We start from the raw sequence: 17,030 nt of genomic DNA, 5'->3' as shown, positions 1-17,030 counted from the left end.
GCCACCCGACTTTACCTCACACGTGCATTTATCAAGCTTATGGCCATTTTGAACATTCTCGAATTTCCGGACCCGCGCCTGCGCACTATCGCCAAACCGGTGGCCGTAGTGGACGACGAAGTGCGTCAGTTGGTCGATGACATGTTTGAAACAATGTATGAGGCCCCAGGCATCGGCCTCGCCGCGACCCAGGTCAACGTGCACAAGCGTATCGTCGTCATGGACCTCTCCGAAGACCGCAGCGAGCCGCGGGTGTTCATCAACCCCGAGTTCGAAACCCTGACCGACGAGATGGACCAGTACCAGGAAGGCTGCCTTTCGGTGCCGGGTTTCTACGAGAACGTCGACCGTCCGCAGAAGGTCAAGATCAAGGCCCTGGACCGTGACGGCCAGCCCTACGAGCTGATCGCCGAAGGCCTGCTGGCGGTGTGCATCCAGCACGAATGCGACCACCTCAACGGCAAGTTGTTCGTTGATTACCTGTCTAATCTCAAGCGTGACCGGATCAAGAAAAAACTGGAAAAGATCCATCGCCAGAACGCTTGATGCCCTTCTTCAAAGGCTTGCCGCGGCAAGCCTTTTTCTTTTTGCGACTGCTTTGTAATTGAGAGTTTTCCATGACTGAGCCACTGCGCATCGTCTTTGCCGGCACTCCCGAGTTTGCCGCCGAACACCTCAAGGCCTTGCTGGCCAGCCCCCATGAAATCGTCGCGGTCTACACCCAGCCGGACCGTCCTGCCGGTCGCGGACAGAAACTGATGCCCAGCCCGGTCAAGCAATTGGCCCTGGAAAACGGCCTGCCAGTCCTGCAACCGCCGACCCTGCGCGATGCCCAGGCCCAAGCGGAACTGGCAGCACTGAAGCCGGACTTGATGGTGGTGGTCGCCTACGGCCTGATCCTGCCGCAAGTGGTGCTCGATATTCCGCGCCTGGGTTGCATCAACAGCCACGCCTCGTTGTTGCCGCGCTGGCGCGGTGCCGCGCCGATCCAGCGTGCCGTGGAAGCGGGCGATGCAGAGAGTGGCGTGACCGTGATGCGCATGGAAGCCGGCCTGGACACCGGGCCGATGCTGCTCAAGGCCAGCACCCCTATCAGCGCCGAAGACACTGGCGGCAGCCTGCACGATCGCCTCGCGCTGATCGGCCCGCCAGCGGTTGTCCAGGCCATCGCCGGCCTGGCCGCCGGCACGCTGGAAGGCGAAGTGCAGGACGACAGCCTCGCCACCTACGCGCACAAACTGAACAAGGACGAAGCCCGCATCGACTGGAGCCGCCCGGCCGTTGAGCTGGAGCGCCTGGTGCGCGCCTTCAACCCTTGGCCGATCTGCCACAGCACCTTGAACGGCGAAGCCCTGAAAGTCTTGGCCGCCAACTTGGCCGAAGGGAAGGGCGCACCAGGAGAAATCCTCAGCGCCAGCAAGGACGGCCTCGTCGTTGCCTGCGGCGAGCAGGCCCTGTGCCTGACGCGCCTGCAACTGCCCGGCGGCAAGGCACTGAACTTCAGCGACCTGTTCAACAGCCGTCGTGAGAAATTCGCCGTCGGCACCGTCCTCGGCCAAGCGGCGGACGCCTCATGAACCCGCGTCTGGCCGCCGCCAAGGCACTTGCCGCCGTCCTCAGCGGCAAAGCCTCGCTGAACAGCTCCCTGCCGACCCAACTGGACAAGGTGGAAGACCGCGATCGCGGCTTCACCCAGGACCTGGCGTTCGGCACTGCCCGTTGGCAGCCGCGCCTCTCGGCCCTCGCGGCGAAGCTGTTGCAGAAGCCGTTCAAGGCCGCCGATGCTGACGTCGAAGCGCTGCTGCTGGTGGGCCTCTATCAACTGCTCTACACCCGCGTCCCGGCCCACGCCGCCATCGGCGAAACCGTGGGCTGCGCCGACAAGCTGAAAAAACCGTGGGCCAAGGCCCTGCTCAACGCCGTGCTGCGCCGCGCCCAGCGGGAAAGCGAAACCCTGCTGGCCGAACTGGAACACGACCCGGTGGTGCGCACGGCGCATCCGCGCTGGTTGCAGAAATCCCTCAAGGCTTTCTGGCCCGAGCAGTGGGAAGCCATCTGCGCCGCCAACAACGCCCATCCGCCGATGATCCTGCGGGTCAACCGTCGCCACCATACCCGCGATGTCTACCTGGCGTTGCTGGGCGAGGCGGGCATCCCGGCCATCCCGTGCCAGTACAGCCGCGACGGCATCGTGCTCGAAACCCCAGGCGATGTGCGCGCATTGCCGGGCTTTGCCGAAGGCTGGATCAGTGTCCAGGACGAAGCCGCCCAACTGGCCACCGACCTGCTGGAGCTGGCGCCGGGCCAACGGGTGTTGGACGCCTGCTGCGCACCGGGGGGCAAGACCTGTCACATCCTCGAGGCCGAGCCGAAACTGGCCGGCGTCGTAGCCGTGGACCTGGAAGCCAAGCGCCTGGTGCGGGTAAAGGAAAACCTCGAACGCCTGGGCCTTGAAGCCCAACTGATCGCCGCCGATGGCCGCGACACGACCGTCTGGTGGGACGGCAAACCGTTCCAGCGCATCCTCCTCGACGCGCCATGCTCGGCCACCGGCGTGATCCGTCGCCATCCAGACATCAAGCTCACCCGCCAGCCGGACGACATCGCCGCACTGGCCGTGTTGCAAGGCGAACTGCTCGACGCCATGTGGTCGACCCTTGACGTCGGCGGCATGCTGCTCTACGCCACCTGCTCGACCTTGCCGACCGAAAACACCGAAGTGATCGAAGCCTTCCTCGCCCGCACGCCGGGCGCCCGGGAGCTGGACATCGCCACCCAGGCCGGCCTCAAGCAGCCCCATGGTCGGCAGTTGCTGGCCCAGGAAGGCGGGCACGACGGGTTCTATTACGCCAAGCTGATCAAAATCGCCGCCGCACGCGGTTAAAACCGATTCGATAGGAGTGAATGGATGAAAATCATCATCCTGGGTGCAGGGCAGGTTGGCGGTTCGCTGGCGGAACACCTGGCCAGCGAGGCCAACGACATCACCGTGGTCGACACCGACGGCGAACGCCTGCGCGACCTCGGCGACCGTCTCGACATCCGCACCGTGCAAGGTCGCGGCTCGTTGCCCACCGTGCTGCGCCAGGCCGGCGCCGACGACGCCGACATGCTCGTGGCCGTGACCAACAGCGACGAAACCAACATGGTCGCCTGCCAGGTCGCCCACACGTTGTTCCACACCCCGACCAAGATCGCCCGGGTGCGCGAAGCCGCCTACCTGACCCGCGCCGACCTCTTCGACAACGAAGCGATCCCGGTGGACGTACTGATCAGCCCCGAGCAGGTGGTGACCAACTACATCAAGCGCCTGATCGAGCACCCCGGCGCCCTGCAGGTGATCGACTTTGCCGAGAGCAAGGCGCAACTGGTGGCGGTCAAGGCCTACTACGGCGGCCCATTGGTGGGCCAGCAACTGCGCCAATTGCGCGAACACATGCCCAATGTCGAGACCCGCGTCGCCGCGATTTTCCGCCGCGACCGGCCGATCCTGCCCCAGGGTGACACGGTGATCGAAGCCGACGACGAAGTCTTCTTCATCGCCGCCAAGGCGAACATTCGCGCGGTCATGAGCGAAATGCGCCGCCTCGACGAGAACTACAAGCGCATCGTCATCGCCGGCGGCGGCCAGATCGGCGAACGCCTGGCCGAAGCCATCGAAAGCCGCTATCAGGTCAAGATCATCGAGATGAACCCGGCACGCTGCCGCTATCTCTCCGACACCCTCGACAGCACCGTGGTGCTGCAAGGCAGCGCCTCCGACCGCGACCTGCTGCTGGAAGAAAACATCGCCGATGCCGACATCTTCCTGGCCCTGACCAACGACGACGAAGCCAACATCATGTCCTCGCTACTGGCCAAGCGCCTGGGCGCGAAAAAGGTCATGACCATCATCAACAACCCGGCCTACGTCGACCTCATCCAGGGCGGCGACATCGACATCGCCATCAGCCCGCAACTGGCAACCATCGGCACCTTGCTCGCCCACGTACGCCGCGGCGACATCGTCAGCGTCCACTCCCTGCGCCGCGGCGCGGCCGAAGCCATCGAAGCCATCGCCCACGGCGACGCCAAGTCCAGCAAAGTCATCGGCAAAGCCATCCGCGACATCGGCCTACCGCCCGGCACCACCATCGGCGCGATCATCCGCGACGAAGAAGTCCTCATCGCCCACGACGACACCGTGATCCAGACCGGCGACCATGTGATCCTGTTCCTGGTGGACAAGAAGCACATTCGCGATGTCGAGAAGCTGTTTCATGTGGGGTTGAGTTTCTTCTAACAAAACCTACTCGGTGGATGAGCTCCTCCTGACAAAACAATCCCCGTGGCGAGGGAGCTTGCTCCCGCTGGCCTGCGAAGCAGGCCCAACCCTGCAACCGCTACGCGGCCAAGCAGGAGCAAGGTCCCCGCCACGGATTTATAGGAGTCTTCAAATGCTCGATTCCCTGGAAAAAATGCTCGCCAAGGGCATGGACAACTCCCTCCTCCGCTTCGGCCTCGGCAAAGGCTACCTAGACCTAGGCGAATTCCCCCGCGCCGCCGAACACCTCCAACGCTGCGTCGAATTCGACCCCAAATATTCCGCAGCCTGGAAACTACTGGGCAAGGCCCACCAAGGCCAAGGCAACGCCGCCGCAGCCCGCCAAGCCTGGGAACAAGGCCTGGAAGCCGCCCGCGCACATGGCGACAAACAGGCTGAAAAAGAAATGGCTGTGTTCCTCAAGAAGCTGGATCGCCATCCCTGACTTCACACAAAACCGCTTTTGTGGCGAGGGAGCTTGCTCCCGCTTGAGTGCGCAGCACTCACAAAAAAGCCCACCCCATTCTCAACACCAGCCCGCCAACCAGCCAACACACAAAACCCTGTGGTGAGGGGATTTATCCCCGCTGGGCTGCGCAGCAGCCCCAAACAGCCAGCGCGGTCTGTCTGGCTGCTTAACGGACAAACATTCACTGCTCCAGCATCGGCCCGCAACGCACCTCTCGATACTGATCACCAAGACCTGACTGGAAATACACATGTCCGAAATTACCCAAATGCTCATTGCCCTGACGCTGTCCTTTCTGCTCGATCGGTTTCTCAAGCCGTATCTGCTACGCAAGTGGCTAGGCGTGGTGTTGGTGGCCGCGGGTGCGGTTGGCTGCGTTTTGGCCGGTCAGACCCGCGTGTTGGGGTTTGATCTGGGGTTGCTGTCGGTTTTTGCCGTGGCGATAGGGATGGGATTGTTCATGAAGCGGCGGCGGTTTGAGGAGGTTGGTGTAGGGAAGAAAGGGGCTGATTGAACCTGAAAATGAATCTGCCCCCCGACTCCTAGTAAAAGTCGTAATAAAGCGCCCACTCCCCAGTTTTGTTGTGCTTCCAGAACATCAGGCTCCCACTGTCGACCACGTTCAGATTGATCTTCGAGTCCGATGAGATCTGGAACACAAACTCGAAGCCTTCACCCGGATCAACACCCGACTGGCAGAACGAGGGGTAACCGCCGATCTTGTGTTCATAGGTGTGGGTGACCAAGTCGTAATAGCTCTGGATCTTGCCCGCGCGTTCCAGCGTGAGGATTGCTTGCTCAAGGTCTTCCGGGACACCACCGCCATCCCACAGAGGAAAGTCCTCCGGCACCGCTTGCGCTGTCAGTGGGAAAGGTTTGAGGAATGAATCTGCCACCGACAGAGACTTGCGTACCAACACATCATCCGGCCCATACTCGCGGATGACCCAATTATTTCCCATCGGCTCAAAGTGCTCGGGGAACGGGTTTGAAATGAACACCGTCAGCACACGAACCCCTGCTAGCAGAGGGCTCTTGATGGGCAGGGCGGGCAGGTAAAACTGCGCATAGGGGAGCAACTGTTGCCCCGCCTGATTAGTGGGCACCTCGTCATCCGGTCGAAACAGGAAGACATTGCCCAGCCAGCTTTCTTCATCGGTGCCAAGCAGGACGAAAGCCGCCGGCAATGAGCTTCACGGCGGGGCGGGCCAGACGTTGCTTGATTTCCTGGATTTCCATGGCGATGTAGTTCTCCTTTTTTTGCTACAGGTATTAAGGTCGCAGATGGGCTGTGTACGAGAGTGGATAGCAGCGCTTCTTTGCCCGAGCTAGGCCACGTTAGCATCCTTCACGGATAAGAGAGTGGACCTCCTCCCACTTCCCGGGCCAATGACTTTCAAGGGTTCCTAGCGTGCCTGAGCGTCATCGATACCGGCTCGGCCAGTGGAAGGAAACGATAGAGCCCGAGGGCCCGGCTGCAAAGCCGGCGGATTCTGATGCAGTTGTAGGCAAAGGCGCGAGGATACGTGGCTTGAAGGTGCGGTGGTCAGGTTCTGGCTTGGCCCGCAGCAGGTGGAGAAGCAGGAGTAAGCACCCATTGCGAGTGCTATTGAAGGGGCAAATCTGCGGAAAATAAATGTGTCCGCTCATTCGCTATTCAGGGTAGTTCTGTTCGAGTGCCTCTAGATCGCGCAGTGTGAACACGTAAGTTTTGTTTGAACTGATCACCTTCTGCCCCATCTGATCTGCCATCCAGTCCAGTTTTGGATACAGCGTTGCGATTAGATCTTTAGTTTTTTCCCAGATCGGGTCCAAAGCTTCTAAGCACTGATCCGAAAATGTTCCTTGATCAACTCTTGGCCCATGCAGTGTTCCCCTCAGAACAGGGACTAACTCCCTGATAATTCGTAGGTCTGTTGCGGCATCCTGCTCTTGGACCCTGCCAAGCTCCACAGAGTCAAGCTCAAGCCCATGCGTCTGTGCTGCTAATCCTGCGTATAGAACAGAAATCCGATCCTCAAGATAGAGCGTAAGGTCGTCGATGTTTTTGATGACTGGGGCTGGGTTGATCCAGGAGTCGCCTTCTTGCACAGGAGGATGAGCTTGGCTCTGCTGTCTGATCTTTATGGTGATGTCACCAGTATCGAAGCCCAGTTTTCGGGCCACCAACCAGTGTCCTAGCTCGTGGCGTAACACCTTTCTCTGGACGTCATTCCATATTTTTGCGGGGGAATGCGGCTTCTTCTTGACTTGCTTTTTCACTTGCAGCTCTCTGGGAAAAGGGGACAGGTTTATTTTAGTGGGCAGAGAGGAAGCCGGGGACAGACCACGATTGGGCTCACCTGTAATCGGTCTGTCTCATAATCGTGGTCTGTCCCGTTTCCCCCCTGCGCTTCGGCCTCGGCAAAGGCTACCTAGACCTAGGCGAATTCCCCCGCGCCGCCGAACACCTCCAACGCTGCGTCGAATTCGACCCCAAGTATTCAGCAGCCTGGAAGCTGCTAGGCAAGGCCCACCAAGGCCAAGGCGACGCCGCCGCAGCCCGCCAAGCCTGGGAACAAGGCCTGGAAGCCGCCCGCGCCCATGGTGACAAGCAGGCTGAAAAAGAAATGACCGTGTTCCTCAAGAAACTGGATCGCCACTCCTGAGTTCACACAAAACTGCTTTTGTGGCGAGGGAGCTTGCTCCCGCTTGAGTGCGAAGCACTCACAAAAAAGCCCACTGCGTTCTCATTACCCGCCCGCCAAACAGCCAACACACAAAACCCCTGTGGCGAGGGGATTTATCCCCGCTGGGCTGCGCAGCAGACCTAAACACCCAACGCGGTTTGTCTGATATACCGGAAACTATCGTCTTCATAGATGTCTGCTTTCGGCCGATTGTGTTGACAAGCCCACCACCGTTTCCATAGCAGAAAAGTACGCGCGCTGAGATTGAAATCTTTATTTGAGCAGAAGGTTACGGGCTCAGATTTCACGTAGTTACGCGCAAGAAAGGCGTTTTCACCAGTCAATACGCGGGCAGCCTGGAAAAACCGACTTTTTCAACAGAATCGGCCAGAACCAGTGATTCGGTATCTGAGAAACTAGGGGCGATTCAAAGTGGGGGCCGGGCAATGCGAATCCACTACATGATCCATGTGTAATTCTATTAAAAATTATGTAGTTACAGATTTTACGGCTATGCATTTCACTGCCCTGCTTTTCCCAATTGCCGCTCTGACGCTTAGCAGGATGGCCAACATGGCCATTTAATGCTACGTATGCTTCTGCCGGATTCGGACACTCGGCGCCCAGATTGCTCTGGACGCTTGCACCCAAACGCATTACAGGAGTTGCTAGGCATGAGGGATACCTTTCCAGTAGAACACGGTCTGTCCGAATCTGTGGCCGATGGGTTGGTCTATCGATCCGAGGGGGCGATTTCCCTCACTGATGTTCAGTACCTCGCGTTGGAGTCTGGCGTGGCGCGTGGGCAAAACATGCTGGTGGTTTCCCCTACCTCCACGGGAAAGACTCAGATTGGGCTCTGGGCTATTGCTGAAGGATTGCTCGCTGGGAATAAAACAGTTTATTTGGTGACTCATCGCGCACTAGCCAAGCAGAAATTTGAAGACTTCAAAACGTCGTTGTTGGACAGATATTTGGAAAGCGATGGTGCATCCATGGTCATTGCCACGGGGGACTACGTCGAAGATGCCACGGGACAGTATTCTGCGGCTCCTCTAAGTGCTCCTTTGGTAATTGCTACATATGAAAAATATTTAGCGCTACTGTCGGCATCTGGAGTGCCGAAAAGTATGCAAAATACGATTGTCGTATGCGATGAAATTCAGCTGATGGGAGACGAAAATCGCGGGCAAAATGTTGAAGTCCTTTTGACACTTATGCGGAACGCGGGTTGGAAACAGTTTGTAGGATTGTCAGCAGTTTTAAAAAGCAAGGATGCCCAAGACTTAGCGAACTGGCTGCGGGTTCAGCTTATTTTCGAGCAAAAGCGCGAGAAACATTTACGGTATGAATGCTGGATTGGCGATCAGATTTATTCAGTAAGCAGTGCGAAACCTGATGTGATGGAATCGGACAAGCGACTGCCTGCTGGAGTTAAGGCGGAAACGATTTCAGCTTTAACATATCTGCTTAAACAAGATAATCCACCGCTTCCAATCATAGTTTTTTGCATGAAAAAGCAAGATACTTATGATCTTGCTGAGGCTTTTGTAGCTTCGTACCACAAGGGTACTCAAGGACAGCTATCGTTAGAATTTGATACCTTGCCTGAAACTTCAGCTAACACTATGTTGGCGAAGATACTAGACCTCCGAGTTGCGAGTCATAACGCGGACCTAACTGACGAAGAGCGAGGAGTGGTAGAGCGTTATTTGTCAGAAAATAAGCTGGATGTTGTATTTGCTACAAGTACTTTAGCAGCAGGTGTGAATTTCCCCCTAGGGGCAGCAGTATTTGCTAATTGGGAACGTTGGGACGGCCAGCAAAGGCAGTATGTCGCAATAGATAGCGCAGAGTTTCACAACATGTCCGGGCGGGTCGGGCGTATGGGATTTGAACATGCAGAAGGGCGTGTAATATATTTTGGTACCGGGCCGCAACGCGCATTGGCTACAAGTTATCTATCAATAGAGCAACTTCCTGAAATCAAAGCACGAATTGTGCCTGCTAGGTTTGGTCAGCTTTCACTGCAACTGGTATCTTCAGGGTTATGCAACAACAGAGCCGAGCTTGAAGAGCTTGTTTGCACAACGTTCAGTGCGTTAAGGGAAGAAGACAACAACTTAACTGCATTTAAGACGTGGCCGATTAAAGTCGGCGTTGCTCTGGCCGGGTTAATTGATGCTGGCTTCGTCGTTGAAACATCTGGCGGGAACCTGAGTCCTACGCCAGTGGGGCGAGCGGTCGGGTTCAGTGGTTTGCTACCAGAAACTGGGGTGTTTTTAATCAACTTTCTGTCTAGGAAGTCAATCTATTTGGCAGAACTAATTGGGCATCTTGAATCGGCGGATCTCAAGTCCAGGCTAGAACTGCTTATCTTTTCCGCATGCTTATCCAGCCCTGAGTTTCGCCCGAGAAATGGAGTTAAACCTACTCGGTTCCTGCCTTATCAGTTGAAAGATCCTATTTATGATGCGCAGCACCTTGCAGATGACCTAATGGAATCAATTTGGCAAGTTGATCCAGTACCTACTAATGCGGCATGGTTGTGCCAGAAGTGGACCAGCGGTGTTGAGATCAGGGCAATTGAGCGTGAAGTTAAATCTCTGAGTGCTGGCGCTGTCAAAGAAATGAACAGAAACCTATCCTGGGTCTTACAGGGCTTAGCTGGGATAGCTATGTCCGCAGCCGATAAGCGCGTGCCGCCAGTTCTTCGTCCGCCACTATTAAGAGTGGATGATACTTTGCTACGCGCTATATCTAAGCTGACGCGCTACATTCGAAGATTAGCATACAGAGTCCAAGAGGGATTGCCAGACGATATTCTCTGGATGACAGGGGTATCTGCGGCGGGTAGTGCTTTGAAGCTATATAGGCACGAAATGTTGCTCTTGAAGCAGCATGGAATCACAACGCCACAATTGCTTATGCTTGGCAGTCCTGAGGCTAATTCAGCAAGACTTTTAGCTTTTGTAAAATCTAAGCCTAATGCGCAAGCTAAAGCAAATTGGGTACGAGATGCTTGTCGAGATTGGAAAGTTGACCAGCGGAAGAGAATGTCCGTTAGGCATCTAAAACGAGCTAGCAGATGCGATAGTAAGGTTCTAATTGAGAACTACTATGAGGCAAAAGGTGATGCGTTTGAAGTGGCGTTCGAGCAGGTGCTTGTACAGCTAGGTGTAGCGTTTGAGAAGTTAGATGACAAGACTAAAACTGGCGCGCCCGACTATCTAGTCAAATTCTTCGATTCGTCCTCGATTGTGGTCGAGCTAAAATCGAAAGAAGGCGATAAGCTTGTTGATTATAATAAAGCGGTAGAGGTTTTAGCTGCCTCTGAAATTCATGGCTATAGAGATTGTTTTTGCGTGACTCTTTGCCATCCTGGAGTAGATCCGAGTGTGCCACAACAAATTGCATCCTGTGGCCGGTTAAGCGTAGTTGAAAGCGGGGATTTGGGTGAGGCTCTATTGCGATTGTGCGAGGGAAGCCTAACACAACAACAAGTGTGGCAGTGGCTCTGCACTCCGGGGCAAGCCGTCGCAGAAGACCTGCCATTTCGTTTGTATAATTGATTAGTTTATAAGAGAAGTTTGTGAGACCTATAGCTCTGCTATTTCTAGTAGGGCTGAAGGCTTTATATCTAGTGCTTAGGCGATCTTGATGACGTTCAAAATTGTGATGAGTCGCCCATGGTTTCGTGGACATTTTCGGCTGACTGCTTTTTGGCCGTTTTCGGCCACTCTAGGAGGACGGAGGCAAAAAGAAACCCGGCGCAGAACGCCGGGTTTTTCCATTGGCAAACCTTTACTTACCGCCCCGGCTCCACATTATCCAACACCCGATTCGCCAACAACGAACTCAGCTCAATCAACTGCTGAATCCCCAGCGCCACATGACGCCTCGCCCCATCCAAATCAAACGCCAAATCACTCACCATTGCATCAGCCGAAGCCAACGTCTCAGTGAGGTTGGCAAGCAAACATTCGTTATCGAGGCCTTTCACGACGGTGAATAGCTGCCCCGGTTTGGGGTCGTCTTTGGGTTTATCCGGTTTCGGTAGCAAGTAGTGGTCGAGCACCCGTTGGGTGATTTCGTCTTGCTGCTTGGCTTTGGATTTTGCGGATTTTGAAGTGGAATCTGCTTCTGGCGGATTCGGGGTATTTTGAACATTGATGTGATCCTCATAGAGGCCGCACCATTTCGCTACTAAACGGAGGGTGGCGGCTGTGCGCAAGTTAGTAGACCGGTGATCACATCAAACCCGGCGCGCCCGAGGGCGCCATGCACACAGCCACCATCAAGAACAGGCAGATACCTGACTGATAGAGCTTGTACAACCGAGATGTGAACCGGGCTACTAAACCCGACCACTGATGGGCAGTGGCAGGAAGACAATAGAGCCCCGGGACAAGGCGCACAAGCGGGCGGATTCTGGCGTAGTTGTAGGCAAAGGCGCAAGGATGCGTAGTTTGATGGGCGGTGTAGGGGAGGGCTGTAGGAGAGAGGATTTTTGGCGATTTTGGTGGGGTGTTCTGTGCTGGGGCCGAGTCGTTTTCTTCGCGAGCAGGCTCACTCCCACAGGGTTTTGTGTTGTGCACAGTATTTATGAACACCACCGAAAAGTGTGGGAGCGGGCTTGCTCGCGAAGGCGTTGGTACATTCAACATTGATGCAAGCTGACTCACCGTATTCGCGAGCAAGCCCGCTCCCACAAGGGATCTATCGCGGCCAGGGAAATCGAACTCACCCCTGCGGCACCCCTCAGCTGCCTTCATTGTTACAACTGGCCCCGTGTTTGAGATACGTCAGCGCTTTCTGCTCACCCATTGAATCAAGGTAAGTGATCTGCGCATTCACCAACCCGCAAGTCTGGCCGCCGTCTTCCGTCAGCGAGATCACTTTGTCGATGTCCAGGTGAGTGCCGTAGGAATAGCTTTCGCTCGCTGCTTTGCCCTGGGCCAAGGCGGGTAATGCGCCGGCGCTCAGGGCAGTGATCAGGCAAGCCGTGGCGATGGTTTTCAGGTTCATGGTTGTTTCCCTTCAATGAGTTGGATGGCGCTCATTAAAAGCCCATGAGGTATCTCGGCTATGTCGAAAAACGCCGTGGTTGGATGCGTACGTATCTGAGGTGAATTGCGATACAGATCGATACAATCGCCACTGTTTTCGCTTCGCTCTGGCTTGATTCAAGGCTGGATAAGCTGAACGCACGGTGCGTCGCCAACCGGCAACAGGGCATCGTCACACTGCGCAACAAATGCGCGCATTTTGGAGAGCAGGGCATGGAACATGTCGATCACGTTTTGATCGTGGATGATGATCGGGAAATCAGGGAGCTGGTCGGCAATTACCTGATCAAGAATGGCCTGCGCACCACCGTGGTGGCGGATGGTCGTCAGATGCGGGCCTTTCTCGAAGCCAATCAGGTGGACTTGATCGTGCTCGACATCATGATGCCCGGGGATGACGGGCTGCTGTTGTGCCGCGAGCTGCGCGCCGGCAAGCATAAGGCGACGCCGGTGCTGATGCTGACGGCTCGCAGCGACGAGACCGACCGCATCATTGGCCTGGAGATGGGCGCCGACGATTATCTGGCCAAACCCTTCGCGGCCCGGGAGCTGCTGGCGCGCATCAACGCGGTGCTGCGGCGCACCCGCATGCTGCCGCCCAACTTTGTCGTCAGCGAAAGCGGCCGCATGCTCAAGTTCGGCCGCTGGCGTCTCGACACCACTGCCCGTCATTTGCTCGATGAAGACGACACCCTGGTCTCGCTGAGCGGCGCCGAGTACAGGCTGCTGCGGGTCTTTCTCGATCATCCTCAGCGAGTGCTGAGCCGCGACCAGTTGCTCAATCTGACGCAGGGCCGTGACGCGGACATCTTCGACCGTTCCATTGATCTGCTGGTCAGCCGCGTGCGTCAGCGCTTGCTGGATGACGCACGCGAACCGCTCTACTTGAAGACGGTGCGCAACGAAGGCTACGTCTTTACCTTTGCGGTGGAAATGCTTGAGGAGCAGGCATGAAACTCGCGTTGCAATGGCCTCGCACGCTGGCCTCGCGGCTGTGGCTGGTGTTCCTGGTCGGCTTGATACTCGCCCAGGCCCTGACCTTCGCAGCCCAGTACTATGAACGCTACGAAAGCACCAAGACGGCGATGTTGGGCAACTTCGAGCACGACACGGCGACCTCCATCGCCATCCTCGACCGCCTGCCCGCCGACGAGCGCCTGGCATGGACCAAACGCCTGCAGCGTCGCAACTATGATTATTTGCTGCGGGAACACGACCCCGGCATTCCGCTCACCTCCAACGATCTCGCGGCGACGGCGGCGCAATCTCTGCAAGTCTCGCTGGGCAGCAATTATGACCTGACCTTTGTCGAGATCCCGGGGCCACGCCAGCATTTCCAAGCCCAGGTGCGACTGGCTGATGGCAGCCCGGTGACCATCGATGTACGTCCCTCGGTCAGGCCGTTGTCGCCCTGGTTGCCCTTTGTCCTGTTTGGTCAGTTGCTGTTGATGATCGGCTGCACCTGGCTGGCCGTGCGCATCGCCATACGCCCGCTCAGTCGCCTGGCCGAGGCGGTCGAGAACCTCGACCCGAACGCCCATCCCGTGCCGTTGGATGAAACCGGTCCACGGGAAGTGGCCTACGCCGCCCGCGCCTTCAACAGCATGCAGGCGCGCATTGCCGCTTACCTGAAAGAGCGCATGCAGTTGCTCGCGGCGATTTCCCACGACTTGCAGACGCCCATCACGCGCATGAAGCTGCGCGCGGAGTTCATGGACGACTCGGTTGAGAAAGACAAACTGGGCAACGACCTCAACGAGATCGAGCATCTGGTGCGCGAGGGTGTCGCTTATGCGCGCAGTGTCCACGGGGCGACGGAAACCAGTTGCCGCATCGGCCTGGATTCCTTTCTCGACAGCCTGGTGTGCGATTACCAGGACACCGGCCGCGAGGTCAGCCTGCGCGGCCAGAACGGCGCGATCATCGAGACAAGGCCCCATGCGCTGCGGCGTATTCTGGTGAACCTGGTGGATAACGCGCTGAAGTACGCCGGCACCGCCGAGGTGGAAATCGGTGGCAATGCGAACACCGGCGTTTCCATCAGCGTGCTCGACCGAGGGCCGGGCATTCCTGAAGAGATTCTGGCCGAGGTGGTCAAGCCGTTCTACCGGGTGGAAAGCTCCCGCAACCGCAGCTCTGGCGGCACCGGCCTGGGCCTTGCCATCGCCCAGCAGTTGACCGTGGCGATTGGTGGAACGCTGAGCCTGCGCAACCGCGACGGCGGCGGGCTTTGCGTGACCCTCGACTTCGGCGTCGATCAGTAGGCCGCTCCTGCTGGATCAGTGGCATGCATTTGTAAGCCACTGTATCCAGCGTATCTACAGACTCAAAAGAACGCATAGCGGCCGGGTGTCGAACATTTCCGGTATACATGCCGCTGCAAGAATTCTCCCCATCAACTCGCCACCGGATCCCCCGAATGGCGAGCCCTGACCTAAGGAGATCTTGCCATGAATACCCAGTCCTCCCTCGCTCAAGCAGCCAGCTACATCACCACCCCGGATGGCGTACAGCTCTATTACAAGGACTGGGGGCCGAAAGATGGGCCAGTCGTCACCTTCAGCCATGGCTGGCCGCTGAATTCCGATAGCTGGGAATCGCAGATGTTGTTCCTGGCCGACCAAGGCTATCGGGTGATCGCCCACGACCGCCGCGGCCATGGCCGTTCCAGCCAGCCGTGGGAAGGCAACGACATGGATCACTACGCCGATGACCTGGCCACGGTGATCAACACCCTGGATCTCAACGACGTCACCCTGGTGGGTTTCTCGACCGGTGGTGGCGAAATCACCCGCTACATCGGCCGCCACGGCACCGATCGGGTGAAGAAGGCCGCACTGATAAGCGCCGTTCCGCCGATGATGCTCCAGACCGAAGACTACCCAGGCGGCCTGCCGATCGAGGTGTTCGACGGCCTGCGCAAGGCCTCGCTGGATAACCGCTCGCAGCTGTATCGCGACATCGCGTCGGGGCCGTTCTTTGGCTTCAACCGCGACGGGGCGAACGTCTCCCAGGGGCTGATCGATTCGTTCTGGGTGCAGGGCATGCAAGCCGGCCACAAGAACACCTATGACTGCATCGCGGCGTTCTCGGCGACAGACTTCCGTGCCGACCTGGCCAAGTTCGACGTGCCGACACTGATCGTGCATGGCGATGACGACCAGATCGTCCCGATTGACGCCTCCGCCCATGCCGCCGCCGAACTGGTGCAGGACGCCGAGTTGATCGTCTATCCGGGCGCACCGCACGGCCTGACCGACACCCACAAGGACCGCCTCAATCAGGATCTGTTGGATTTCCTGGCTAAGTAAGCCCATCGCATCCTCCAATAAATGAAAAGGAATGATCATGCTCAATCTCAAATCGCTGTTGGCCGTCACCATCACCGCTGCGCTGGCACTGGGATCCGTCCAAAGCGCAACCGCCGCGCAACCCGACGCCGCCAAGCCCACCATCGTGCTGGTGCATGGCGCATTCGCCGAATCCTCCAGTTGGAACGGCGTTGCCGCCCAGTTGCTGACGCAGGGTTATCCGGTCGTTGCCGCGGCCAACCCGCTGCGCGGCGTGAAGCAGGACGCCGATTACGTCGCCGATATCGTCGAGCAAACCGCCGGCCCGGTGATCCTGGTGGGTCATTCCTACGGCGGCGCCGTGATCACCAACGCCGTGCATAACAACCCCAAGGTCAAGGCGCTTGTCTACGTCGCAGCCTTCGCGCCGGACAAAGGCGAAACCGCCATCGAGCTGTCCGGTCGCTACCCTGGCGGCACCCTGGGTCCAACCTTGGCGGCTCCGGTGCAGTTGGACGATGGCAATAAAGATCTCTACATCCAGCAGGACAAATTCGGCCAACAGTTCGCCGCCGACGTTCCAGCGGCGGACTCCGCCCTGATGGCCGCCACCCAACGCCCCATCAGCGAGGCGGCATTGAAGGAAGCGTCTGGCGACCCGGCCTGGAAAAAACTGCCGTCCTGGTTCATCTACGGCTCGGCGGACAAGAACATCCCCGAGGCGGCCCTGAAGTTCATGGCCGAACGCGCGGGCTCGAAAAAGACCGTCACCGTTCAAGGGGCTTCCCATGTGGTGATGACGTCCAATCCGGGGAAAGTTGCGGAGCTGATTGTTGAAGCGGCGCAGGCCAGTTCCAAGGGGTGATCATGTGAAGCGGGGCGACTGACCCTCATCCGTTGGTCTTCGAGAAGACCAAAAACCCGGCGCAGGAGGCCGGGTTTTTGGTTGGGGCATAAATACTATTGCCGCGGTTCCACGACCTCAGCTCAATCAGCGGCTAGTACCCTGCGCCACATGACGCCTCGATCCATCCAGATCAAATGCCAGATCACTCATCATGGCGTCGCACAGTGTGCAGCCTTGGGCTCGGTATCGGCTCGACACAAAACCCCCTGTGGCGAGGGAGCTTGCTCCCGCTGGCCTGCGCAGCAGGCCCCTGCATTTCTTCAGGGAAACCGCATCGCCCGGTTTTGCGACTGCTGCGCAGTCGAGCGGGAGCAAGCTCCCTC

General features: G+C 57.7%; 15 protein-coding genes and 1 pseudogene. 12 read left to right on the top strand and 4 right to left on the bottom strand.

Annotated features, from left to right (window positions below; translation table 11 throughout):
• The first annotated feature begins 39 nt into the window (after window positions 1–39).
• The 6 genes from def (at window position 40) to AB4N42_RS02725 (ending at window position 5,286) form a co-directional block, all read left to right on the top strand.
• Window positions 40–546, top strand: coding sequence for a peptide deformylase (def, locus tag AB4N42_RS02750; RefSeq protein WP_030138961.1), 507 nt, complete (start codon window positions 40–42; stop codon window positions 544–546).
• Between the two features lie 71 nt (window positions 547–617).
• A complete protein-coding gene (gene fmt / locus AB4N42_RS02745) occupies window positions 618–1,577 on the top strand; it encodes a methionyl-tRNA formyltransferase (RefSeq protein WP_407684095.1) in 960 nt (319 codons plus the stop codon).
• Window positions 1,574–2,884 (top strand): 16S rRNA (cytosine(967)-C(5))-methyltransferase RsmB, encoded by a 1,311-nt coding sequence (gene rsmB, locus AB4N42_RS02740; protein ID WP_460115844.1) that lies wholly within the window; start codon window positions 1,574–1,576, stop codon window positions 2,882–2,884. The genes fmt and rsmB overlap by 4 nt, the downstream gene beginning before the upstream one ends.
• A 24-nt stretch (window positions 2,885–2,908) precedes the next feature.
• A complete protein-coding gene (trkA, locus tag AB4N42_RS02735) occupies window positions 2,909–4,282 on the top strand; it encodes a Trk system potassium transporter TrkA (RefSeq protein ID WP_030138958.1) in 1,374 nt (457 codons plus the stop codon).
• Window positions 4,283–4,436: 154 nt separating this feature from the next.
• Window positions 4,437–4,748 (top strand): tetratricopeptide repeat protein, encoded by a 312-nt coding sequence (locus AB4N42_RS02730; RefSeq protein WP_460115843.1) that lies wholly within the window; start codon window positions 4,437–4,439, stop codon window positions 4,746–4,748.
• A gap of 274 nt (window positions 4,749–5,022) precedes the next feature.
• Window positions 5,023–5,286, top strand: coding sequence for a hypothetical protein (locus tag AB4N42_RS02725; protein WP_460115842.1), 264 nt, complete (start codon window positions 5,023–5,025; stop codon window positions 5,284–5,286).
• Between the two features lie 28 nt (window positions 5,287–5,314).
• Here AB4N42_RS02725 and AB4N42_RS02720 read toward each other — a convergent pair.
• A pseudogene (locus AB4N42_RS02720) lies at window positions 5,315–6,011 on the bottom strand (DUF1963 domain-containing protein).
• Window positions 6,012–6,425: 414 nt separating this feature from the next.
• On the bottom strand, window positions 6,426–7,034 hold the full coding sequence (locus AB4N42_RS02715; protein ID WP_460115841.1) for a hypothetical protein: 609 nt from the start codon (window positions 7,032–7,034) through the stop codon (window positions 6,426–6,428).
• A 104-nt stretch (window positions 7,035–7,138) separates the two neighbouring features.
• On the opposite strand from AB4N42_RS02715, the gene AB4N42_RS02710 reads away from it, so the two are divergent.
• A complete protein-coding gene (locus tag AB4N42_RS02710; protein ID WP_460115840.1) occupies window positions 7,139–7,420 on the top strand; it encodes a tetratricopeptide repeat protein in 282 nt (93 codons plus the stop codon).
• 695 nt (window positions 7,421–8,115) lie between these two features.
• The gene (locus tag AB4N42_RS02705) at window positions 8,116–11,013 is read left to right on the top strand and encodes a DEAD/DEAH box helicase (protein ID WP_460115839.1); all 2,898 of its coding nucleotides are present in this window, start codon (window positions 8,116–8,118) and stop codon (window positions 11,011–11,013) included.
• 236 nt (window positions 11,014–11,249) lie between these two features.
• Here the strand turns inward: AB4N42_RS02705 and AB4N42_RS02700 are convergent, their stop codons facing one another.
• Window positions 11,250–11,615: a DUF6124 family protein gene (locus AB4N42_RS02700; protein ID WP_460116367.1), complete on the bottom strand. Its 366-nt coding sequence runs from the start codon at window positions 11,613–11,615 to the stop codon at window positions 11,250–11,252.
• 587 nt (window positions 11,616–12,202) lie between these two features.
• The gene (locus AB4N42_RS02695; RefSeq protein WP_460115838.1) at window positions 12,203–12,469 is read right to left on the bottom strand and encodes a DUF2790 domain-containing protein; all 267 of its coding nucleotides are present in this window, start codon (window positions 12,467–12,469) and stop codon (window positions 12,203–12,205) included.
• Between the two features lie 254 nt (window positions 12,470–12,723).
• On the opposite strand from AB4N42_RS02695, the gene AB4N42_RS02690 reads away from it, so the two are divergent.
• The 4 genes from AB4N42_RS02690 (at window position 12,724) to AB4N42_RS02675 (ending at window position 16,665) form a co-directional block, all read left to right on the top strand.
• Window positions 12,724–13,464, top strand: a complete 741-nt coding sequence (locus tag AB4N42_RS02690) for a response regulator (RefSeq protein ID WP_030138951.1) — start codon at window positions 12,724–12,726, stop codon at window positions 13,462–13,464.
• The gene (locus AB4N42_RS02685) at window positions 13,461–14,774 is read left to right on the top strand and encodes an ATP-binding protein (RefSeq protein ID WP_460115837.1); all 1,314 of its coding nucleotides are present in this window, start codon (window positions 13,461–13,463) and stop codon (window positions 14,772–14,774) included. The genes AB4N42_RS02690 and AB4N42_RS02685 overlap by 4 nt, the downstream gene beginning before the upstream one ends.
• 186 nt (window positions 14,775–14,960) lie before the next feature.
• Window positions 14,961–15,821 (top strand): alpha/beta fold hydrolase, encoded by an 861-nt coding sequence (locus AB4N42_RS02680; protein WP_460115836.1) that lies wholly within the window; start codon window positions 14,961–14,963, stop codon window positions 15,819–15,821.
• Between the two features lie 31 nt (window positions 15,822–15,852).
• Window positions 15,853–16,665: an alpha/beta fold hydrolase gene (locus AB4N42_RS02675; protein WP_460115835.1), complete on the top strand. Its 813-nt coding sequence runs from the start codon at window positions 15,853–15,855 to the stop codon at window positions 16,663–16,665.
• Window positions 16,666–17,030: the final 365 nt, after the last annotated feature.

This window comes from Pseudomonas sp. H2_D02, assembly GCF_054677635.1.
The sequence above is the reverse complement of the archived record's forward strand: the minus strand, read 5'-3'. Positions and strand labels throughout refer to the sequence as shown.